Genomic DNA, 22,301 nt, shown 5'->3' on the forward strand with positions numbered 1-22,301 from the left:
TTCCAATCAGCGGGAAGCGAAGCGCCGCTCGAGGCGCTGCGTGAAACGGGAGACGGGATAGCAGAACAGGAAGAACGCCATCAGGACAGTGAGATAGACCACGACGGTGAAATCGTTGCGCTGCACGGCGGTGCTGGCGTCCGTCGCGGCATGTAGAAGCTCATGCACGCCGACCAGAGAGGCCAGCGCCGTGCCCATGGTGATCGATGCATAGAGGTTCATCCATGGTGGCAGCGAGCGCTTCACGCATTGCGGCAGGATGATCCAGCGCAGCGTCTGATTGCGCGAAAAACCAAGGCCCTGCGCGGCCTCCCATTGCGCGGTGGGGATGGACTGGATGGCGCCGCGGGTGATTTCGGCGATATGGGCGCTGGCCGGAATGGCGAGACCGACGACGGCCTTGATCCAGTCCGGGAAGGGAATGTAGTTGCCGAAAGCGACGATCTCGAAGGGGAAGATGTAGGTCGCGGCAAAGATCAGCACCAGATGCGGGGCGTTGCGGAATATCTGCACATAGGTGAGCGCCGGCGCCCGCACGAGACGGTAGGGCGCAAGCTCCATGATGCCAAGGAGAACGCCGATGAAGGTGCCGATGGCGATCGCCAGAATGCTGATCAGCACATTCATGGCGAAACCCTTGGCCAGATAGGGCAGCCATTGCAGCAGCACCTGGCCGAGCGAGGGATCGAGGATCAGCCACAGGATGATGGCAATCAGCACGCCGAGCAGCAGAATGGTGCCGAAGGGCGGCTTCCTTACCGCCTGTGTTGGAGAAACCACCGCACTCATTGACCAAACCCCGGAACCGCAAGACGCCGTTCAAGCCACAGACCGGCCCTTGCGACGATGAAATTGATGACGCTGAAGAAGATGAGGATGACGATCATCAGTTCGACCACATTGTCGCGCTGCGTCCAGATCAGGATCGAGGCATAGGTGATTTCACCCACCGCAATGGCCGAGCCGACCGTAGTGAGCTTCACCAGATTGACGAGGTTATTGATGATGGAGGGCAGCGCCGTGCGGATCGCCAGCGGAAACTCCACATAGCGTAAAATCTCAAAGGAGCTGAAACCAATCGCGCGAGCCGCCTCGATGGTGGTGGCCGGCACCGCCTCGATGCCGCCGCGCAACGCTTCCGCGTGGAAAGCGGCAATGTGCAGGCCGGTAATGGCGACGACCCAGAAGAAGGGTGTCAGCGGATTGTTCTGCGCGCCGCCAAGTACGTTGGAAATGAGCATGTTAAGCACGAGGAAACCGCACATCAGCTGCACCAGCGTCGGTGTGTTGCGAGTCAGTTCCACATAGGCGCGGACGGGGCCGGCGAGCCAGGTTTTGCCTGATGTCAGCATGGCTGCGAAAATGAAACCGAAGACGAGGCTGAGCGGCAAGGTGACGGCGACGAGGATCAACGTCATCTTCATGCCGTCGAGCCAGATCTGAACCTCGTAACCGCTGTTCAGAAAGTCATAGTTAAGGCCGAGATGCGCGGCCAGTTCTATGAAGCGCGCTGTAAATGAATCCTGCATCGGAAATCCATGCTGTTATTGCGGGTGCCGCCAGGCGGGCGGCGCCAGAATGGCCTGCCTTGTTATAAAGCAGAAAAGAACGGCAGGCGAAACCGGCCGTTTCTGATGGTTGGGGGAAATCGCGATGATAGCCGCCGTCCTTCCGCCATGCCGGTCCCCGGAACAAGCCCGGGGATGATCCGGCATCCAGCCGCGGCACATCTGCGCCGGGAAGGAGAGCAGCGCGATCAAGGACTTGATCGCGCTGGGGGGTGCCCCGGTCCTTATTGCGCGGCGGAAAGCTTCTTCTTCTGCTCTTCCATATAACCGATGCTGGGCAGACGGTTGGCCTTGGCGAATTCGATCATCTTGCCGGAAGCGTGCAGCTCCTTGACGATCTTGTCGAGGGCGGCCTGCGTGTCGGCCTCGCCCTTGCGCAGCCAGATCACGGAATCGGAAGGGATAAGGTCGGTTGGGATCAGGATGCCGTAATCTTTCCACTCGTCGGCGCGGTCCTGAAGCATCAGGCTCAGCGTGCCGTTGACGTGCACGGAAACATCGCAATTGCCGCCCTTCAACGCCAGAAGCGATTCCGGCTGGCTCGGCAGCGCCTTCACCTGTGCGCCATATTGTTCGATCAGCGGCTGGGTGTAGTTGGAGCCTTGCGAAACGCAGGCGATCTTGCCCTTCAGGTCCGGCCAGTCCTTGATGCCACTGTCCTTGCGGCCGATGGCGGCGCCACCCTGGCGGTCATAGGGGGTGGGGACATAATCGAGCGTTTTAGCGCGCTCTTCCGTGTACTGCATGTTGGCGATCAGAATATCGACCTTGCCCTGCTGCAGGAACTGCACGCGGTTTGGCGGCGTCACGGTCTCAGTCACCAGCTCGACGCCGAGACCGGCTGCGAGCGCCTTGGCGACGTCGATGTTGAGACCCTTCTGCTCCTGCGTCTTCGGATCGATAAAGCCGAAAGGCGCGCCGGAGAGGATGACACCTACGGTGAGCTTGCCGCGGCCCTTGATCCGGTCGAGCGTTGCATCCGCGTGGGCTGCGGTTGCCATCGAAGCGATGACAACGGTTCCGGCGATGAGTTTTGCGGCAAATCTGGAGAAAGAGAGGGCCATGGGTATTTCCTTTTGATTGTAGGTGGAAACTACATGAGGCACCCGCCAAGAGCGAGAATTGGCATTGCGCGAAAAATACTATGAATAAAATTGGGTTCCAATAAATCTTTTAAGAAGAAAAATTATCCTAATAATTTGAGATCGTAGAATCTTGTTCTTTGCTTCCGCTATTTTATGTCTGGCTGTGAGGGCGGGAGGATAATCCAGACGCCGTCTGTGGGCCAAATGGCCACAGGGAGAGCGAGCGAATGCCGCTTGTTTCTTCTCCCCGCCGGGGAGAAGTCCGCGGCAGCGGGATGAGGGGGCAAGCTCTCGGTTTATCGCTAACGCCGCCCCCTCATCCGACCCTTCGGGCCACCTTCTCCCCCTCGGGAGAAGAAACGTGCTGAACGTCCCGGCCCTTCTCAACGACCGGCGTTATAGGCCGCGATTGCCGCCATATTGACGATATCGCTGTCCTTGGCGCCCATCGAGGTGATCTGCACCGACTTGTCGAGGCCGACGAGAAGCGGGCCGATGACGGTCGCGCCGCCCAGTTCCTGCAGCATCTTGGTGGAGATGGAGGCGGAATGGATGGCGGGCATGACCAGCACATTGGCCGGGCCGGAAAGGCGCGCGAAAGGATACTGGCTCTGCATGCGGTGATGGTTGAGCGCCACATCGGCCGACATTTCGCCATCGACCTCGAAATTGACATTGCGCTTGTCGAGGATTTTCACGGCCTCACGCACCTTGTCTGAGCGTTCGCCGGTCGGCTGGCCGAAGGTGGAATAGGCAAGCATGGCAACGCGCGGCTCGTAGCCGAAACGGCGCGCAAGGTGGGCTGCTTCTTCGGCGATGTCGGCAAGGTCCTCCGCATTCGGCATGTCATGCACAGCGGTATCGGCCACGAAGACGGTGCGGTTGCGCGAAACGACCAGCGAAACGCCGATGACGCGGTGGCCGGGCTTGGTGTTGATGCAGCGGCGGATATCCTCGAGCGCCGTCGAATAATTGCGGGTAACGCCCGTCACTACCGCGTCCGCATCACCCATCGCCACCATGCATGCCGCGAAATGGTTGCGGTCGTTGTGGACCAGGCGCTGCACGTCACGCAGCAGGAAACCGCCGCGCTGCAGACGCGCATAGAGATAATCGACATAGGCATCGACGCGGCTGGAAAGGCGGGCGTTGGTGATCTCGATATTGGCGCGGTCGAGATCGATGCCGGCGCGCTCCGCATTGGCCTTGATGATATCGTCACGGCCGAGCAGGATGGCGGTGCCGAGGCCCTGCGCAGTGAAGGAAATCGCCGCGCGCATGACCTGTTCTTCTTCGGCTTCCGCAAAAACGACCCGTTTCGGAGAGCGGCGCACGCGCTCGTAAAGGCGCTGCGTGGTCGATGCCATCGGGTCGCGGCGGGCGGAAAGCTCGCGGGCATAGGCGTCGAGATCGGGCAATTCCCGGCGGGCGACGCCGGTTTCAATGGCAGCCTTGGCGACAGCCACCGGAATGGCCGAGATCAGACGCGGATCGAAGGGAACCGGAATGATGTATTGCGATCCGAAGCGCGGGCGGTTGCCCTGATAGGCGGCGGCCACATCGTCAGGCACATCTTCGCGGGCGAGGTCCGCCAGCGCCTGTGCGGCAGCGATCTTCATCGCGTCGTTGATCTGGCTGGCGCGAACATCGAGTGCACCGCGGAAGATATAGGGGAAGCCGAGGACATTGTTGACCTGGTTCGGGTAATCCGAACGGCCCGTCGCCATGATGGCGTCGTCGCGAATGCGTGAGACTTCCTCGGGCGTGATTTCCGGATCCGGATTGGCCATGGCGAAAATGATCGGTTTCGGCGCCATGGAGCGGATCATCTCTTCGCTGAAGGCACCCTTCTGCGACAGGCCGAACACCACATCAGCACCCTTCATGGCTTCGGCCAGCGTGCGGTTGCTGGTTTTTACCGCGTGGGCGGATTTCCACTGGTTCATGCCTTCGGTGCGGCCCTGGTAGATCACGCCCTTGGTGTCGCAGAGCGTGATGTTTTCAGGGTTGAAACCCATGGCCTTGATGAGGTCCATACAGGCGATTGCCGCAGCACCCGCGCCGTTGCAGACGAGCTTCGTGGTCTTGAAGTCACGCCCGGTCAGTTCGATGGCGTTGATGAGGCCGGCGGCGGCGATGATGGCGGTGCCGTGCTGGTCGTCATGGAAGACGGGAATATCCATCAGTTCGCGCAGGCGGCTTTCGATGATGAAACATTCCGGCGCCTTGATATCCTCCAGATTGATGCCGCCGAAGGAGGGGCCGAGGTAACGCACGCAATTGATGAATTCATCGGCGTCTTCGGTGTCGACCTCAAGGTCGATGGAATCGACGTCGGCGAAGCGCTTGAACAGAACCGACTTGCCCTCCATGACCGGCTTGGAGGCGAGCGCCCCGAGATTGCCGAGACCGAGGATGGCGGTGCCGTTGGAGATGACCGCCACCATGTTGCCGCGCGTGGTGTAGTCGTAAGCGGTCGCCGGATTTTCGGCGATGGCTTTCACCGGCACGGCCACGCCAGGCGAATAGGCAAGCGACAGATCCCGCTGCGTCGCCATCGGTTTGGTCGGGGTGATTTCCAGTTTCCCCGGTCTGCCTTCCGCGTGGAAATCCAGGGCTTCCTGATCCGTAACCGATGTTCTTGTGCTGGCGGGTTTCGTCGTGTCGGACATGGGCTGAGCGTGCTTTCCTGTCAATATCAGTGTAAAAATATCAGCCGTTGTTATTGTATTTTTCGCGCGCCTGCCAAGCCTTGAATGTTGTTCAGTGCAGCAAATTTAAGCGTGATGAAATTTGTGGCCGATTCAATCGATTAATTCCTGTCTTTCGTGTCAGAGGCTTGGCCGATAGGCTTGACGAGCCATGTTCACGAAGGCTTCGACATGCAGGGCGAGGGCGCCACGCCTGACGACCAGCACACAATCGGACCACGCATCCGCGCTTTCCAGTGGCACGCCGGCAATGCCCCTTGCGGAACGCACGGTGGTTTCCGGCAGGATGGAAATGCCCGCCCCCGCCTCCACGAGCGCGAGGATCGTATTGACGTTGGCGATGCGCATGCCGATTTCCGGCGCGCAGCCTGCATCCTCAAAAAGCGAAAGCGCGCTGCTGCTGAGACCAAGGCCAATCTCGTCAACCGGCAGCAGCAGTTTTTCGCGCACGATATCGCCGACAGGAATCCGCGAGCGGTTGGCGAGTGCGTGCCGTTCCGGCAAGGCGACGCAGAGTTTCGAGCGATCGAAGGGCATGGCGCGCAAGGTCTGCGGCAGCGAGGGAAGGGGCGCGCGAATGAAGGCAATATCGGTCTTGCGGGTCGCCACCTGCTCGATCAGCTGTTCCATCGTCATGCCGGGCAACAGTTCAAGCGTCACATCAGGGTGTTCATCGCCATAGCGGGTAATCAGCGCCGGCAGTTTGCGTTCCGCCATGACACTGGTGCCGTATCCGATGCGCAGCGTGCCGAGCTGGCCGCGCCTGATCTGCTGCGCCTTTTCCAGCGCGCCTTTGGTGCGGGCAAGGATTTCTTCCGCCTCGATGAGCATGGATTGGCCGGACGGCGTGAGTTCCACACCGCGATTGATGCGGTGAAAAAGCTTGAAGCCCAGATTCTCCTCCAGCTGCCGGATGCGCTGGGTCACGGCAGGCTGGGCGATGCCAAGCTGCAGGGCGGCGGCGCGAAAGTTTCTGGCCCTTGCGGCTTCCACGAATATTGTGAGTTGGCGAATATCCATCGGCGGACAGGTCTTTGTGTTGTCGGACTTGGTGTGATATAAGTATAGCTTATCAAAATTGCCCGTCTTGCGCATTGTCATCTTGTCGCAGGCGACGTTATACCGCAGCCAGTGTTTCGGTCGTCTTTGCCGCTTATGCGGGCATTGGCGATGCGAGCCGGGGAGGATTTGTTCAAGCACCTTGTCCGCCGTCCATGGGGCCGGCGGCTACCTGCAGTGAATGGGTCAAAATGACAGTCACGACGGAAGTCTTCCCCACCATTGTTCCCCGTTCAGCCGCGCCGCCTCGGGCGCACCTTCGCCTGGCCGCAATGGCCGCGGACTGTCCCGGCTTTGCCGGGCGCTGAACGATCATCGGGCTTCAGCCTTTTTGGCGGCTCTTCTAACCGGACATTCTTTCATGGGTAATCCAGCAACTTCATTATCGCTCCCAGCCAGATTATGGCTGTTGGTGCTCGGCGCGGTCATCATAGCCGCAGGCCTGTTGTTCGCCATTGGCGGCGGCCAGCTCGCCGCACTCGGCGGCAGCCTTTACTTCATTGCGGCGGGTATCGCGCTGATAGTCTCCGGCCTGCTCATCCTGTTGCGCAAGCCTGCGGGCGCGCTTCTCTTCGGTCTCGTCGTCGTCCTCACCGGCGTCTGGGCGGTGTGGGAAGCCGGATTGCACTTCTGGCCGCTTATTTCCCGCCTTCTGGCGATAGGTGTCGGCGCCGCTGTCGTTGCGCTCTCCTATCCCCTCTTGCGCCGTGCCGCAGGCAAGACCCCGGCATATGGCACTTCTTTCGCCATCGCCGCCATTCTCGCCATCGCTTCCGGTGCCGGTTTTGCCGGCATGTTCGTGCCGCATCCGACCGTCGCCTTCAATGGTGAGGCGGCCGCGCTGACGCCGGTAACCCCGGAAACCGAGCAGAAGAACTGGGAGCATTATGGCAATACATCCGGCGGCAGCCGCTTTGTCGCTCTCGACGAAATCACCCGTGACAATGTCCGGAATCTTAAGGTCGCATGGACCTATCATACCGGCGACACCCCGATCAGTCCCGGCGCGAATGGTGCGGAAGATCAGGAAACGCCGCTGCAGGTTGGCGACACCGTGTTCCTTTGCACACCGCACAATAATGTCATCGCTCTCGATGCCGATACCGGCGCTGAGAAATGGAAGACGGAAATCAACGCGAAATCCTCCGTCTGGATGCGCTGCCGCGGTCTTGCCTATTTCGACGCCAAGGCGCCGCTGAAGCAACCGACCGCACCAGGTTCCACGCCGGTTACCCCGGCAATCGTGGCTGAAGGCGCGCTTTGCCAGCGCCGCATTCTGATGAACACCATCAATGCGGAACTGATTGCGCTTGATGCCGACACCGGCGCGTTCTGCCCTGACTTCGGCGCCAACGGCCGTGTCGATCTGAAGATCGGTCTCGGCAATGCGCCGGACCCGCAATATGTGCTGACCTCCGCGCCTACACTGGCGGGAACGACCGTCGTTGTCGGCGGTCGTATCGCCGACAACGTACAGGTGGACATGCCCGGCGGTGTGATGCGCGGTTTCGATGTGGTGACCGGCGCGCTCCGCTGGGCCTTCGATCCCGGCAACCCTGATATCACCGGACTGCCGCCCGAAGGGCAGACCTACACACGCTCCACACCCAACGTCTGGGCGTCCATGTCCTACGATCCGGAGCTGAACACCGTCTTCATGCCGGTCGGCAGCCCTTCGGTGGATTTGTATGGCGCGACGCGCACGCCGCTCGACCATAAATATGGCGCTTCGATGCTGGCGCTCGATGCCACCACCGGTCGGGAAAAGTGGGTCTATCAGACAGTTCATAACGACCTCTGGGACTTCGACGTCCCGATGCAGCCAAGCTTCATCGATTTCCCGAAAGCGGATGGAACGACTGTTCCGGCATTGGTCTTCGGCACCAAGGCGGCGCAGATCTATGTTCTCGACCGGGCGACCGGCCAGCCGCTGACCAAGGTTGAAGAAGTTCCGGTCAAGCCCGCCAATATTCCGAACGAGCGCTATGCGCCGACACAGCCGCGCTCGGTCGGCATGCCTGAGATCGGCGCGCAGACCCTGACGGAAGCGGATATGTGGGGCGCCACCCCGTTCGACCAGCTTCTTTGCCGTATTGCCTTCAAGGGCATGCGCTACGAAGGGCTTTATACGGCGCCGGGTACGGACCTTTCCTTGTCATTCCCGGGTTCGCTCGGCGGCATGAACTGGGGCGGTCTTTCGACTGACCCGACGACGAACACCATTTTCGTCAATGACATGCGCCTCGGCCTCTGGATTCAGATGAAGGAAGCCGCACCCACCAAGGCAACGGCAAGCGGCGGCGAAAGCGTCAATACCGGCATGGGCCTCGTGCCTATGAAGGGTACGCCCTATGCCGTCGACAAGAACCGTTTCCTTTCGGCTCTCGGCATTCCCTGCCAGGCTCCGCCCTATGGCACGATGACCGCGATCGACATGAAGACCCAGAAGATCAAGTGGCAGGTGCCTGTTGGTACCGTCGAGGATACCGGGCCGCTCGGCATCAAGATGGGCCTGCCGATCCCGATCGGCATGCCGACGCTCGGCGGCACGCTCGCCACGCAGGGCGGTCTCGTCTTCATCGCCGGCACGCAGGATTATTATCTGCGCGCCTTCGATACGGCGACCGGCAAGGAAGTCTGGAAGGCCCGCCTTCCGGTCGGCAGCCAGGGCGGTCCGATGAGCTACAAGTCTCCGAAGACCGGCAAGCAATATGTGGTTATCTCGGCCGGCGGCGCACGCCAGTCGCCTGATCGCGGCGACTATGTAATCGCCTATGCATTGCCGGATTGATTTTGGTTTGATCACTCTGAAAAAAGGAACCCCGGGACGTTATCCCGGGGTTTTCCTTTGTCGTGAGCCGGCGTGAGCGGCCATTCCGTGCGGAACCTCACTCTCCCTCCTGCGTTAGGAAAACGGGGCCTGCCGGCAAATTCGCCGCCATTCACCAAGCTTTCACAAGGCGAATTTATGAGCTTGCGCTTATCCGCCCGTGAACCGATGATGGCGGCATTTCGAAATATGTATATTGTCCGGCGCGCCGGGAAATTTTTAGAGTTGGAAAGGTTTTATTGTGAAGGAACAATCTCGAAAGATCACGCCGGTTCTTCTTGCTGGCGGTGCCGGTTCCCGGCTTTGGCCGGTATCGCGCGATCAGTTGCCCAAGCAGTTCCAGCCGCTGGTCGGCAATCTTTCGACCTATCAGCAGACGCTGCAGCGGGTGGGCGACAAGAGCCTTTATGCCGAACCGCTTGTGATCACCAACGAGGATTTCCGTTTCTTCGCGCGCCGCCAGGCGGAAGAGATCGATCTGCCGGCAACGGTGGTGCTTGAGCCCGCCCGCCGCGACAGCGCCGCCGCGATGGCCGCCGCCGCTGTGCTGGCCGAGCGCCGCGAGCCCGGATGCCTGGTGCTGGCGCTTGCCGCCGACCATGTGGTGCTCGATGCCCACAAGTTTTCGGATGCCGTGAAGCTCGGCGCAAAAGCCGCCGATCAGGGTAATATCGTCGTCTTCGGCCTCGTGCCGACCGAGCCGCGTACCTCCTACGGTTACATCAAGCCGGGCGAGGCGATCGACGGCGAGGAAGACCTCAGCACCGTGGATGCCTTTGTGGAGAAGCCGGATGTGAAGACGGCGATCTCCTATCTGGAAAAAGGTTATCTCTGGAATTCCGGCAACTTCCTGTTCCGTTCCGATGTGATGATCGCCGAGCTGAAGGCCTTCGCGCCGGAGATCCTGGCGGCGGTGACGCAGGCCGTCGAGCAATATGAGAGCGACCTCGGTTTCGTGCGCCTGCATCAGGAAAGCTTCGAGGCTTCGCCGAAAAACTCCATCGACTATGCGGTGATCGAGAAGACCAAACGCATGGCGGTGGTGCACGGCTATTTCCGCTGGTCGGATATTGGCAGCTGGGATGCGATCTGGGAGATTGCCGACAAACGCGGCAATGACAACGCACTGGAAGGCAACGGCGTCTTCATCGATTCCGAAGGCTGCCTCATCCACTCCACGCAATTGCTGACGACGGTGGTGGGTGCAAAGGACATGGTGGTGGTGGCCACCAAGGATGCGGTTCTGGTGGTGCCGAAAAACCGGGTGCAGGATGTGAAGGGTCTGGTGGAAAAGCTGAAGGACAGCGAACACGCGCCACAGACGCAGACCCACAAGCGCGTCTACCGCCCCTGGGGTTATATCGAACATATGTATGTGGACGAGCGCTACCGGGTGGGCCACATCACGGTCGATCCCGGCCACCGCATCTCGTTCCAGAAGCATTATCATCGCTCGGAACACTGGATCGTCGTGAAGGGAACCGCGACGGTGACGATCGGCGAAGAAACCCGGCTGCTGACGGAAAACCAGTCGGTTTATATCCCGATCGGTCAGCCGCACCGGCTTGCCAATGAGGGGCAGATACCGCTCGAGCTGGTCGAAATCCAGACCGGAGCCTATATCGGCGAGGATGATGTCATCCGCATCGAGGATGATTACAAGAGGCAATAGAGCTGTTGCCAATGCCGAGGGAACATAAGGCGAGGCGGACATAGGTCCGCTTCGCTTTTTTGGTTCAAGCGGCCAGCGCGTTCACGCAATGGGCAAAGCCGTGGGACAGCATCGCCGCTTCCAGTCCCCGACGCCAGAATAGCCACCCGAAGATGAGGCCGGGAACGAAATTGCCGAGCAGCACCGCAAGGACGAGCGCCGGTTGAGGCTGAGCAGCGATCGTGAACAGAAAAGGCAGGTGGCCCGCGGCAAAGAGAGCTGCGGCGATTGCGATGGCTGCCCACACTGTGGATGGTCCAATCTGTCCGCTTCCCGTCATGCGCCAGAGGGCCCATGCAAAAAACGACATCAGGCCCCACCGGGTCAGCAGCTCTTCCGTGATGCCGCCATATAAAATCCGGGTCGCCAGCGGGACATCAAATCTGGTCATTTTTGCCAGGGTTGCCGCATCCGTGACCAGGGGCAGGATCACCGAGGAATAGATGATCATCAACACGGCGACGGCAATGCCCGCCGCAAGCGCAGGCGGCACCTGTCTTCGCAGCACTGCGCGCGCGCTGTCACCATTCAGCAGGCTATCGATCAACGGGGCGCCAAGCCCGAGTTTCACGGCCAGAGCCTGACCGGTCGCCACCGCCGCAAGGGTCAGGATTGCGGGCTGGACGAGGATCAGCAGACGCATCGCCAATGAAACCTGCTGTCCCGGGATGAGCTGCTCAAACGTTGCCAGTAAAAGCGATGCGACACCGGTCAATCCGATGATCAAAAGAATATGCCAGCGTTTCATGGTCTCTTTCGCCTGTTTTCCTCACCATGGGGTTTGTAAATGACCGGCATTGCGTGTGGATTACGCGGTCCAATCCCCTGTGTCGCCTGGCTGTTCGGCATATTTACCGCCCGTTCGAAATGCCTCCTGACGGTGGTGGCGAGATTCGTATTTTAGGCGGTTGCCTAATCAAAAATCTTCGCATACGTTCCAACTGCAACGTTTCAGTGAGGGAGGAGACTCATGCGAATGCGTGTTATTTCTGCGGCTTTTCTGGCCAGCGTCATGATTCCGGCGGGTATTGCCGGGGCCACCGATCTTGAGGTGACCCATTGGTGGACATCGGGCGGCGAAGCCGCTGCCGTCGCCGAACTGGCCAAGGCTTTCGACGCGACCGGCAATAAATGGGTGGACGGCGCGATTGCCGGTTCGGGTGGCACAGCCCGGCCGATCATGATCAGCCGCATCACCGGCGGCGACCCGATGGGGGCCACCCAATTCAACCATGGCCGGCAGGCTGAAGAGCTTGTTCAGGCAGGTCTGATGCGCGATCTTTCCGATGTTGCCGCAAAGGGTAACTGGAAAGAGGTGATCAAGCCTGCAAGCCTGCTCGACAGCTGCACCATCGACGGCAAGATCTATTGTGCACCGGTCAATATCCATTCCTGGCAATGGCTGTGGCTTTCCAATGAAGCCTTCAAGAAGGCGGGCGTTGAAGTTCCGAAGAACTGGACGGAATTCGTCGCAGCCGCACCGGCGCTGAAAAAGGCCGGCATCCAGCCGCTCGCGCTGGGCGGCCAGGCATGGCAGGCGAACGGCTTGTTCGACACGCTGACGCTTTCGATCGGCGGCAAAGATCTTTATCAGAAGGTCTATGGCGACAAGGATGCCGAAGCGGCAGCCGGGCCTGAGATGGCCAAGATTTTCGCGGCTGCCGTCGAGGCGCGTGACATGGCCAAGGGCACCAATGTTCAGGACTGGAATCAGGCCACGAATATGGTGATAACGGGCAAGGCCGGCGGCCAGATCATGGGCGACTGGGCGCAGGGCGAATTCCAGCTTGCCAATCAGAAAGCCGGCACGGACTATTCCTGCCTTCCTGGTCTTGGTCTTAGTGAATACCTCACCACGGGTGGCGACGCCTTTTATTTCCCGGTTTTGAAGGACGAGGCGAAAACCAAGGCGCAGGACGTGCTTGCCGCAACCATTGTTGATCCGAAAACGCAGGTTGCCTTTAACCTGAAGAAAGGCTCGCTGCCGATCCGCGGCGACGTCGACCTCAATGCAGCCAATGACTGCATGAAAAAGGGTCTGGCAATTCTGGCCAAGGGCAATGCGCTGACCAGCACCGACCAGCTGATTTCTGCCGATACGCAGAAACAGAAGGAAGACCTCATGGCGGAGTTCTTCGCGGGCTCGATGTCGGCGGAAGACGGGCAGAAGCGCTTCGCGGACATTATCGGTTCGGCTGACTGATTGTAATCTCTCCGGATCGGGGAGCGGTTCACCGCTCCCCTTTCCAACGTCCGGCTTGCGCCAGAACAGTTGGCGCTGGCCGGGGTTTCACGCGGCGGGCTTTTTGCTTGGTCGTTGACTGTAACGTTACAGGAGGAGGTAACATGGCAGGTCAAACGCGCTCAGGGCGTCCCAACCAGCTTTTCCGCAATCTCAATTCCAAGATTGCCTCCATTCCCATGATCCTGACCGCCATGGTGATCTTTCTCGGCGGAACGATCTGGACGGTGATTTATTCCTTCACCAATTCCAAGCTTCTGCCGCGGGCGAGCTTCATCGGTTTTGACCAATATGAGCGGCTTTGGGCCGCGCCGCGCTGGATCGTGTCCATCCAGAATCTTGCGATATATGGCGTGCTGTCGCTGATCTTCAGTCTCGTCATCGGCTTCGTGCTGGCGGCGCTGATGGATCAGAAAATCCGGTTTGAAAACACCTTCCGCACGATATTTCTTTATCCCTTCGCCTTGTCCTTCATCGTCACCGGCCTCGTCTGGCAATGGCTGCTGAACCCGGAATTCGGCATCCAGTCCGTGGTCCGCTCGATGGGTTGGGAAAGCTTCACCTTCGATCCGCTTTATAATTCCCAGATCGTCATTTACGGTATCCTGATTGCTGCGCTCTGGCAGGGCACGGGGCTTGTCATGTGCCTGATGCTGGCCGGTCTTCGCGGTATCGATGAGGACATCTGGAAGGCAACGCGCGTTGACGGCATTCCGATGTGGAAGACCTATATCCTCATCATCATTCCCATGATGCGTCCGGTCTTCATCACCACGCTCGTCATCATCGCCAGCGGCATCGTCAAGGTCTACGATCTCGTGGTGGCGCAGACCAGCGGCGGGCCGGGCATCGCCTCCGAAGTGCCGGCGAAATATGTCTATGACTACATGTTCCAGGCGCAAAATCTGGGGCAGGGCTTCGCCGCCTCGACCATGATGCTTCTGACCGTCGCCATCATCGTCATCCCATGGGCCTACCTCGAATTCGGAGGCAAGAAGCGTGGCTAATATCAGCACATTGAACACGGTTGTCGCCGCAAGCGATGCGGTTGCCCAGGACCTTTCCGGCCCGCGCGGCAAGAAACCGAGGAAAACCTTTTCCCGCCGCAACATCATTCTTTACGGCACGCTGTTCGTTGCCGCCGCCTATTATCTGCTGCCGCTTTACGTGATGGTTGTCACCTCGCTAAAGGGCATGCCGGAAATCCGGCTCGGCAACATTTTCGCACCGCCGGTGGAAATCACCTTTGAGCCCTGGGTGAAGGCCTGGGCCAATGCCTGCACGGGCTTGAATTGCGACGGCCTTTCACGCGGCTTCTGGAACTCGGTGCGCATCCTCGTGCCTTCGGTCGTCATCTCGATCATCGTCGCTTCCGTCAGCGGTTACGCCATCGCGAACTGGAAGTTCAAAGGGTCGGAACTGTTCTTCTCGATCCTCATCATCGGTGCCTTCATCCCCTATCAGGTGATGATCTATCCGATCGTCATCGTGCTGCGCGAAATGGGCGTTTATGGCACGCTGACCGGCCTCGTCATCGTGCACACCATCTTCGGCATGCCGATCCTGACGCTGCTGTTCCGCAATTATTTTGCGTCGCTGCCGGAGGAACTGTTCAAGGCGGCTCGTATTGATGGCGCCAATTTCTGGCAGATTTATTTCCGCATCATGCTGCCCATGTCACTGCCGATCTTCGTCGTGGCGATGATCCTGCAGGTGACCGGCATCTGGAACGACTTCCTGTTCGGCGTGGTGTTCACGCGGCCGGAATATTACCCGATGACCGTGCAGCTCAATAACATCGTCAACTCCGTGCAGGGCGTGAAGGAATACAACGTCAACATGGCCGCAACCCTTCTGACCGGGGCTGTGCCGCTGATCGTCTATTTCGTCTCCGGCAGGCTTTTCGTCCGCGGCATTGCTGCAGGCGCAGTAAAAGGTTGAGTTATATGAACAAAAGCGTTTCCATTCGCGATCTTTCCCTGTCCTTCGGCGCCGTCACCGTGCTGAAAGACCTCAATCTCGATATTTACGACGGCGAATTCCTCGTGTTGCTCGGCTCTTCCGGCTGCGGCAAGTCGACTCTTCTCAACTGCATTGCCGGGCTTCTGGAGCCGACCGACGGGCAAATCTTCATCAAGGACCGCAACGTCACCTGGGAGGAGCCAAAGGATCGCGGTATCGGCATGGTGTTCCAGTCCTATGCGCTTTATCCGCAGATGACGGTGGAGAAAAACCTGTCCTTCGGCCTTCAGGTCGCCAAGGTGCCGAAAGAGGAGATCGACCGGCGCGTGAAACGGGCGGCGAGCATCTTGCAGATCGAGCCGCTTTTGAAACGCAAGCCTGCCGAGCTTTCCGGCGGCCAGCGCCAGCGTGTGGCGATTGGCCGGGCGCTGGTGCGGGATGTGGATGTGTTCCTGTTCGATGAGCCGCTCTCCAACCTCGACGCCAAGCTGCGCTCGGAACTGCGCGTCGAAATCAAGCGGCTGCACCAGTCGCTGAAGAACACCATGATCTATGTGACGCACGACCAGATCGAGGCGCTGACGCTGGCGGATCGCATCGCCATCATGAAAAGCGGCGTCATCCAGCAGCTGGCCGATCCCGTCACCATCTACAACAAGCCGCGGAACCTCTTCGTCGCCGGCTTCATCGGCTCGCCCTCGATGAATTTCCTGCGTGGCGAATTGATCGAAAAAGACGGCAAGGTGGTCTTCACCACCAACGGCGTCACCTTTTCGCTGGACGGTTATCAGTCCGAGACGCCGCTTATCGCCGGCCGCGCGGTGGTTCTTGGCGTTCGCCCCGAACATGTGCGCGTCGATGCCGACATCGTCGGCGGTGAGGTGCATGAAGCGATCGTTGATATTGAGGAGCCGATGGGCGCCGACAATCTGATCTGGCTCAAACATGCCGGTCATACCCTGTCCGTGCGCGTTGGCGGCCACCGTCGGTTCTCACCCGGCACGAAGGTCCGTCTCGGCCTAGACCTTACCATGGCCTCGCTGTTCGACGCGCAGAGCGAAGAGCGGCTTTAGGAAGGTCTCGTTTTACCCCCCCCAACACCATCCCAAGCACCCACATCTCTATGGAGGAGATAATGACAGAACTCGGTTTCCAGCTTTACAGCGCCCGCAATTTCCAGCCTTTTTCCGACATTCTGAAAAAGCTTTCGGCGGCGGGTTATAAACATGTCGAAGGTTATGGCGCGATGTATGCCTCGCTGGATGAAGCTGGTCTGAAAGGTCTGCGCGCCGAACTCGACGCCAACGGGCTGACCATGCCAACCGGCCATTTCGGTCTCGATCTTCTTGAGGGTGATCCGAAAAAGGCGCTGAACATCGCCAAGGTACTGGGCGTGGAGGCGATCTATTGCCCTTATCTGATGCCCGACCAGCGCCCGACAGATGTCGCAGGCTGGTTCGCCTTCGGCAAGCGCCTGCAGGAAGCTGGTAAGCCCTTCGTGGATGCCGGGCTGATCTTCGGCTGGCATAACCATGATTTCGAGTTCAAGACGCTTGACGATGGCTCGACGCCGCAGGAGCAGATTTTTGCCGGAGGCCCGGACCTGAAATGGGAAGCGGATATCGCCTGGATTATCAGGGGGAATGCCGATCCGCTCGCCTGGATCGAAAGCTACGGCAAGCGCATCACCGCCGTGCATGTCAAGGATATCGCGCCCGCGGGAGAGAATGCGGATGAGGATGGCTGGGCCGACGTCGGCCATGGTACAGTGGACTGGAAGGGTCTCGTTGCCGCGCTGAAGGCGAAATCCGCCACGAAACATTTCGTGGTCGAGCACGACAACCCGAAAGATATCGACCGGCTCATCACCCGCTCGATCGCATCGTTCAAAACCTATTGAGTTTCAATTTTTCGGAGTTTTATCATGGCCAGAGATCTTGGCGTCGGCATCATCGGATGCGGCAATATCTCGTCTGCTTATTTCTCGCTGGCGCCGCTCTTCAAGGGCATCAAGGTGCTTGCCTGCGCCGACCTCAACCGCAATGCGGCGGAGCTGAGGGCGGAAGAATTCGGCGTTGTCGCGCAGTCCATCGAGGAACTGCTCGCCAACAAGGACATCGACGTGGTGGTGAACCTCACCATTCCCGCCGCGCATTTTCCGGTGTCGAAAGCCGCACTTGAGGCGGGCAAGCACGTCTATTCGGAAAAGCCGCTGGTGCTTTCGCTGGAAGAGGGGGAAGAACTGCGCCGCATCGCCCGGGAGAAGAACCTCTCCGTTGGTTGCGCGCCGGACACCTTCCTCGGCGGCGCGCATCAGCTCGCCCGGCAATATATCGACGAGGGCAAGGTCGGGCGCATCACGTCAGGCACCTGCCATGTGATGAGCCCCGGCATGGAGATGTGGCACCCGAACCCGGGCTTCTTCTTCCTGAAGGGCGGTGGGCCGATCCTCGATCTTGGTCCCTATTATGTGGCGAACCTCATCAACCTCATCGGCCCGGTCAAGCGCGTCGGGGCATTGACCTCCATGGCCAATCCCACCCGCACGGTGACCAGCCAGCCGCTCAACGGCGAGGTCATCCCGGTTGAAACGCCGACCAACATCCATGCGCTGCTGGAATTCGTGAACGGTGCAACGATCACGCTTTCGGCCAGCTGGGACGTGTGGTCGCATCGCCACGCCAATATGGAGCTCTACGGCACGGAAGGCTCTATCTACGTGCCGGACCCCAACTTCTTCGGTGGTGTGGTGGAAGCGAGCGGGCGCGATAAGAATATCCAGCCGCTGGAAGACTGGGCGCATCCTTTCGGCATCGCCAACCAGGAAAGCCCGAACGGCCCGCGCGCCAATTACCGCACCGCAGGCCTTGCCGATATGGCGATTGCCATTCTGGAAGGCCGTGATGCCCGTTGCTCGCTGGATCGCTCCCTGCATGGCATCGACGTGATGACCTCCATCCTCAAATCCGGGGAAGAAGGGCGCTTCATCGAGATGACCACGACCTGCACTCAGCCGGCAGCGCTCGGCATTGAAGAGGCGCAGGCGCTGCTGCGTTGATGTGACGACCGATCAAACAGGCGGCGGAGGCGACTCCGCCGCTTTTTTGTTTCAGCGGCAACGGCGCGGCGGCGCTAATATCGTAAGCTCTTCACAATCCCTTCGCTTTGGTTTAAAGCCGCGCCGTATCCGGTCGCAGCCCACCCGGTCAAAACAAGGGATCCTAAATTATGAAAACCATCGTCATCTGCTCCGGCGGATTGGACTCCGTTTCGCTTGCGCATAAAATCGCCGCGGAACATGAACTTCTCGCTCTCGTCTCCTTCGATTATGGCCAGCGCCACAAGAAGGAACTGGATTTCGCCGCCGATTGTGCGAAGCGTCTCGGCGTGCCGCATCATGTCATCGACATCAGAACCATCGGTGCGCATCTCACCGGCTCAGCGCTGACGGACGACATCGCGGTGCCGGATGGGCACTATGCGGAGGAGACCATGCGCTCCACCGTTGTGCCGAACCGCAACGCCATCATGCTCACCATTGCCTTCGGTCTGGCCGCAGCACAACAGGCGGATGCGGTGGCGATCGCCGTGCATGGCGGCGACCATTTCATCTATCCCGATTGCCGGCCGGGCTTCATCGACAGTTTCAACGCCATGCAGGCGCATGCGCTGGAAGGTTATGCTGATGTCAAGCTTTTCGCCCCCTATGTCACGGTCTCCAAGGCGGCGATCGTCACCGACGGCGTGAAATACGGCACGCCCTTTGGGGAAACATGGTCCTGTTACAAGGGGGGGGCTCGCCATTGCGGACGCTGCGGCACCTGCGTGGAACGGCGCGAGGCTTTTCATCTGGCCGGCGTTACCGACCCGACCGACTACGAAGACCCGGATTTTTGGGTAGCGGCGACCCATGCCTATGCGGCGCAGGAGGTGCGCTGATGTTCCGCATCACCAAGGAGTTTCACTTCTCCGCCTCGCACCAGCTGAAAAGCCTGCCGGCTGATCACCAATGCGCCCGTCTGCATGGGCATAATTACATTGTCGAGGTCGAACTATCAGGTGAAGAACTCAACGTTCATGGTTTCGTGCGCGACTATCACGAACTTTCACCACTGAAGCGCTATATCGACGATCATTTCGACCATCGCCATTTGAACGACGTTCTCGGCCATGACCGCGTGACGGCGGAATGCCTGGCGAAGTACTTCTATGACTGGTGCAAGGATCGCCTGCCGGAAACCAGCGCCGTGCGGGTGAGTGAAACCGCCAAGACCTGGGCGGAATACCGGCCATGACGGCGGCTGCACAGAAAGTTGCAGCGAAGGAAACGGCAATCCGCATCAGCGAAATCTTCGGTCCGACCATTCAGGGCGAGGGGCCGCTGATTGGCCTGCCCACCGTTTTTGTGCGCACCGGCGGCTGTGATTACCGCTGTTCCTGGTGCGATACGCTGCATGCGGTCGACAGCGAGTACCGCGATACGTGGAAACCGATGCCTGTCGAGACGATCTGGCAGGAGGTGTGTCGGCTTTCCGGCGGCGTGCCGCTGACGGTGTCGCTCTCCGGAGGCAACCCCGCCATCCAGCCGCTCGGGGCTTTGATTGCGAAGGGTCAGGGCGAGGGCTATCGTTTCGCGCTGGAAACGCAGGGCAGCATCGCGAAAGACTGGTTCGCCGATCTCGACCATCTGGTGCTGAGCCCGAAACCGCCATCGAGCGGCATGGAAACAGACTGGCAGGCATTCGAGAACTGTCTTGCCACCGCCGGCGATGGACCGCAGGTGGCACTGAAAATCGTGGTTTTCGATGATGCGGATTATGCCTATGCCAAGACGGCATCCGCTCGCTTTCCGCATCTGCCGGTTTACCTCCAGCCCGGCAACCACACCCCGCCGCCGCCCGATGATGACGACGCCCGCGTGGATATCGATGGGGTCATGGACCGGATGTTGTGGCTGGCGGAGAAGGTCAGCGAAGACCGCTGGTTCTCCGCTCGCGTGCTGCCGCAACTGCATGTGCTGTTGTGGGGGAATAAGCGCGGCGTGTAGATTGTGCGGGAATGAAATTCCACGTCGTAGTCCGCGTCTTTGAGAAAGCGCATAGCGGATTGAGCGAGCGGGTTCCACTTGTTTCTTCTCCCCGCCGGGGAGAAGGTCGCGGCAGCGGGATGAGGGGGCAAGGGTAGCAGTATTCGGAGAGCTTGCCCCCTCATCCGACCCTTCGGGCCACCTTCTCCCCCTCGGGGAGAAGAAACATGCGGCAACGTCGTGCCGCATATTGTTCTTTCACATCAGGCCGAAACGGCCAGTTCGCGCCTCTCCCGATCCGCGATGATCGACAGATCGAGTACCTTCTGCAGATTGGCCGCATGACGGAAATCCGGATCGGCGGGGCCGCCCTCCATCACCGCCTTGGCGAATTTTTCGTAATTCGTCGGCACCGGGTCGACATCGATGGTCTTCCAGATCGCCTTCTCCACATCCTCACCAATGCAGGCCCGCAGGCTGGAATAGTCAGGCGTGTGGATCACTTCCAATGCGCCCTTGTCACCATGGATGCGCAGGCGGAGTTCGTTGAGGTGGCCCGTCGCCCAGCGGCTGGCGTGGATGACGCCCATGGCGCCGTTCTCAAGCTCGGCGGTCATGGTGAAGCTGTCATTGGCGTCGAGATCGTAGACGCCGATCTTGTTGCCCTCATATTTGTCGAAGGTCTTCAGCCGCGTGAAGATGCGCTCCACATCGCTGCCCGCGCCATAGGAGGCAAAGTCGAGAATGTGGATGCCGACATCGCCCAGCACGCCGTTGGAGCCGTGCTTGGTAGAAAGCCGCCACAGCCACTTGCTCTCCGTCATCCAGTCGCCCCAGGCCTTGGAAACGAGCCAGCTCTGGAGATAGGAGGCTTCGAGATGCCGGACCTTGCCGATCTTGCCCGCCAGCACCATCTCGCGTGCCGCCTGCAAAGGGGCGACATTTCGATAGGTGAGGTTGACCATGGCGACGAGGCCGGCCTTTTCGGCCGCATCGGCCATTTCGGCGGCCTTGGCGTAGTTTTCCGCCAGCGGCTTTTCGCAGAAGACGTGCTTGCCGGCCGCCAGCAGCTTCAGGCTGGTGGGGTGGTGGATGGCGTCAGGCGTGACATTCGCCGCCGCGTCGAATTCACCCCAGGCGATTGCGTCATCCAGCGAGGTGAAGGAGAGCGGAATGTTGTGGCGGAGCGCGAAGCCCCGCACCACCACATCGTCCACATCCACCGCAGCCACCAGTTCGACACCGGGGATTTGAGAGAAATAGGTGGCATGGTTGTTGGCCATGCCGCCGGTTCCGAGAATGAGAAGTCTCATGGCTTTTTACCTGTAACCTGCTTCGCCTGCCTTGTGCAGCTTGGGGCCGCGTTCCTCGATCGGCTCCAGCGCCTTGTCGACGGGAACATTGGGGGCCGCGTGGATGCTCGTCAGTGCGCCGGCCGGATTATATGCCCATTTCACCGAATTGCTGATGACCTTTTGCACATTGGCGTCGTGATAGGTCGGATAGGTCTCGTGGCCCGGGCGGAAATAGAAGATGTTGCCCGCGCCGCGACGCCAGGTGAGGCCGGAACGGAAGACTTCACCGCCCTGGAACCAGGAGATGAAGACGGTTTCCAGAGGCTCCGGCACGGAGAACTGCTCGCCATACATTTCTTCGTTTTCCAGCTCGAAATGCTCGGGCAGGCCGGCTGCGATCGGGTGGCGCGGATTGATCGTCCACAGACGCTCGCGTTCACCGGCCTCGCGCCATTTCAGTGCGCAGGGCGTACCCATCAGCCGCTTGAACGGCTTGGAGAAATGGCCGGAATGCAGGACGATGAGGCCCATGCCTTCCCAGACGCGTTTTGCAACGCGCTCGACGATCTCGTCCTGAACCGCGCCGTGGTCCTTGTGGCCCCACCAGACAAGAACGTCGGTCTTGTCCAGACGCTCCTGCGAAAGGCCGTGTTCCGGCTCCTGCAGCGTGGCGGTGGTGGCGTTGATCTCAGGGTTCTGGTTCAGCGCGTCGGCAATGGTGTTGTGCATGCCGTTTGGATAGATCGAACGCACCGTCTCGTTGATGTGTTCGTGGATATTTTCGCCCCATACAACGGTGTTGATGGTCATTT

The 22,301-nt window shown here is 59.8% G+C and carries 19 protein-coding genes; 11 read left to right on the forward strand and 8 right to left on the reverse strand.

Features of this window, described 5'->3' with window-relative positions; all coding sequences use genetic code 11:
* Window positions 1-6 precede the first annotated feature (6 nt).
* From CFB10_RS05905 to CFB10_RS05925, 5 genes are all read right to left on the reverse strand, one after another.
* Window positions 7-789: an amino acid ABC transporter permease gene (locus CFB10_RS05905; protein WP_020011911.1), complete on the reverse strand. Its 783-nt coding sequence runs from the start codon at window positions 787-789 to the stop codon at window positions 7-9.
* Window positions 786-1,529 (reverse strand): amino acid ABC transporter permease, encoded by a 744-nt coding sequence (locus CFB10_RS05910; protein ID WP_003510310.1) that lies wholly within the window; start codon window positions 1,527-1,529, stop codon window positions 786-788. The genes CFB10_RS05905 and CFB10_RS05910 overlap by 4 nt, the downstream gene beginning before the upstream one ends.
* 263 nt (window positions 1,530-1,792) lie before the next feature.
* Window positions 1,793-2,632, reverse strand: coding sequence for a transporter substrate-binding domain-containing protein (locus CFB10_RS05915; RefSeq protein WP_003510308.1), 840 nt, complete (start codon window positions 2,630-2,632; stop codon window positions 1,793-1,795).
* A 404-nt stretch (window positions 2,633-3,036) separates the two neighbouring features.
* The gene (locus CFB10_RS05920; protein ID WP_003510306.1) at window positions 3,037-5,325 is read right to left on the reverse strand and encodes an NADP-dependent malic enzyme; all 2,289 of its coding nucleotides are present in this window, start codon (window positions 5,323-5,325) and stop codon (window positions 3,037-3,039) included.
* Between the two features lie 159 nt (window positions 5,326-5,484).
* Window positions 5,485-6,459, reverse strand: coding sequence for a LysR family transcriptional regulator (locus CFB10_RS05925; protein WP_020011910.1), 975 nt, complete (start codon window positions 6,457-6,459; stop codon window positions 5,485-5,487).
* Between the two features lie 325 nt (window positions 6,460-6,784).
* Here CFB10_RS05925 and CFB10_RS05930 point away from each other — a divergent pair, with 325 nt between their 5' ends.
* Both CFB10_RS05930 and CFB10_RS05935 read left to right on the forward strand, forming a co-directional pair.
* Complete coding sequence (locus CFB10_RS05930; RefSeq protein ID WP_026363976.1) at window positions 6,785-9,214, forward strand: glucose/quinate/shikimate family membrane-bound PQQ-dependent dehydrogenase; 2,430 nt, start codon at window positions 6,785-6,787, stop codon at window positions 9,212-9,214.
* Between the two features lie 280 nt (window positions 9,215-9,494).
* Window positions 9,495-10,925: a mannose-1-phosphate guanylyltransferase/mannose-6-phosphate isomerase gene (locus CFB10_RS05935; RefSeq protein WP_020011908.1), complete on the forward strand. Its 1,431-nt coding sequence runs from the start codon at window positions 9,495-9,497 to the stop codon at window positions 10,923-10,925.
* Between the two features lie 64 nt (window positions 10,926-10,989).
* On the opposite strand, the gene CFB10_RS05940 is transcribed toward CFB10_RS05935, so the two are convergent.
* Entirely contained in the window at window positions 10,990-11,712 is a 723-nt protein-coding gene (locus CFB10_RS05940; protein WP_020011907.1) for a type II CAAX prenyl endopeptidase Rce1 family protein, read from the reverse strand.
* Window positions 11,713-11,934: 222 nt separating this feature from the next.
* Between CFB10_RS05940 and CFB10_RS05945 the strand changes: the two genes are divergently transcribed.
* The 9 genes from CFB10_RS05945 (at window position 11,935) to queE (ending at window position 20,215) form a co-directional block, all read left to right on the forward strand.
* Entirely contained in the window at window positions 11,935-13,167 is a 1,233-nt protein-coding gene (locus CFB10_RS05945) for an ABC transporter substrate-binding protein (protein ID WP_026363975.1), read from the forward strand.
* 143 nt (window positions 13,168-13,310) lie between these two features.
* Window positions 13,311-14,213 (forward strand): carbohydrate ABC transporter permease, encoded by a 903-nt coding sequence (locus tag CFB10_RS05950; RefSeq protein ID WP_020011905.1) that lies wholly within the window; start codon window positions 13,311-13,313, stop codon window positions 14,211-14,213.
* Window positions 14,206-15,147 carry a carbohydrate ABC transporter permease gene (locus tag CFB10_RS05955; protein ID WP_026363974.1) on the forward strand — a complete coding sequence of 314 codons (942 nt, stop codon included), beginning with the start codon at window positions 14,206-14,208 and terminating at the stop codon, window positions 15,145-15,147. Before CFB10_RS05950 ends, CFB10_RS05955 begins: the two co-directional genes overlap by 8 nt.
* 5 nt (window positions 15,148-15,152) lie before the next feature.
* Window positions 15,153-16,241 carry an ABC transporter ATP-binding protein gene (locus CFB10_RS05960; RefSeq protein WP_020011903.1) on the forward strand — a complete coding sequence of 363 codons (1,089 nt, stop codon included), beginning with the start codon at window positions 15,153-15,155 and terminating at the stop codon, window positions 16,239-16,241.
* 62 nt (window positions 16,242-16,303) lie between these two features.
* Complete coding sequence (locus tag CFB10_RS05965) at window positions 16,304-17,068, forward strand: sugar phosphate isomerase/epimerase (RefSeq protein WP_026363973.1); 765 nt, start codon at window positions 16,304-16,306, stop codon at window positions 17,066-17,068.
* Between the two features lie 24 nt (window positions 17,069-17,092).
* Window positions 17,093-18,226: a Gfo/Idh/MocA family protein gene (locus CFB10_RS05970; protein WP_020011901.1), complete on the forward strand. Its 1,134-nt coding sequence runs from the start codon at window positions 17,093-17,095 to the stop codon at window positions 18,224-18,226.
* Between the two features lie 170 nt (window positions 18,227-18,396).
* Entirely contained in the window at window positions 18,397-19,107 is a 711-nt protein-coding gene (gene queC, locus CFB10_RS05975; protein WP_020011900.1) for a 7-cyano-7-deazaguanine synthase QueC, read from the forward strand.
* On the forward strand, window positions 19,107-19,463 hold the full coding sequence (queD, locus tag CFB10_RS05980; protein WP_020011899.1) for a 6-carboxytetrahydropterin synthase QueD: 357 nt from the start codon (window positions 19,107-19,109) through the stop codon (window positions 19,461-19,463). Before queC ends, queD begins: the two co-directional genes overlap by 1 nt.
* A complete protein-coding gene (gene queE, locus CFB10_RS05985; protein ID WP_020011898.1) occupies window positions 19,460-20,215 on the forward strand; it encodes a 7-carboxy-7-deazaguanine synthase QueE in 756 nt (251 codons plus the stop codon). Before queD ends, queE begins: the two co-directional genes overlap by 4 nt.
* 242 nt (window positions 20,216-20,457) lie before the next feature.
* Here the strand turns inward: queE and CFB10_RS05990 are convergent, their stop codons facing one another.
* Complete coding sequence (locus CFB10_RS05990) at window positions 20,458-21,507, reverse strand: Gfo/Idh/MocA family protein (RefSeq protein WP_026363972.1); 1,050 nt, start codon at window positions 21,505-21,507, stop codon at window positions 20,458-20,460.
* A gap of 6 nt (window positions 21,508-21,513) precedes the next feature.
* Window positions 21,514-22,299, reverse strand: a complete 786-nt coding sequence (locus CFB10_RS05995; RefSeq protein ID WP_026363971.1) for a ThuA domain-containing protein — start codon at window positions 22,297-22,299, stop codon at window positions 21,514-21,516.
* Between the last annotated feature and the right edge of the window lie 2 nt (window positions 22,300-22,301).

The sequence above is a fragment of the Agrobacterium sp. 719_389 genome (assembly GCF_900188475.1).
GTDB lineage: Bacteria > Pseudomonadota > Alphaproteobacteria > Rhizobiales > Rhizobiaceae > Agrobacterium > Agrobacterium radiobacter.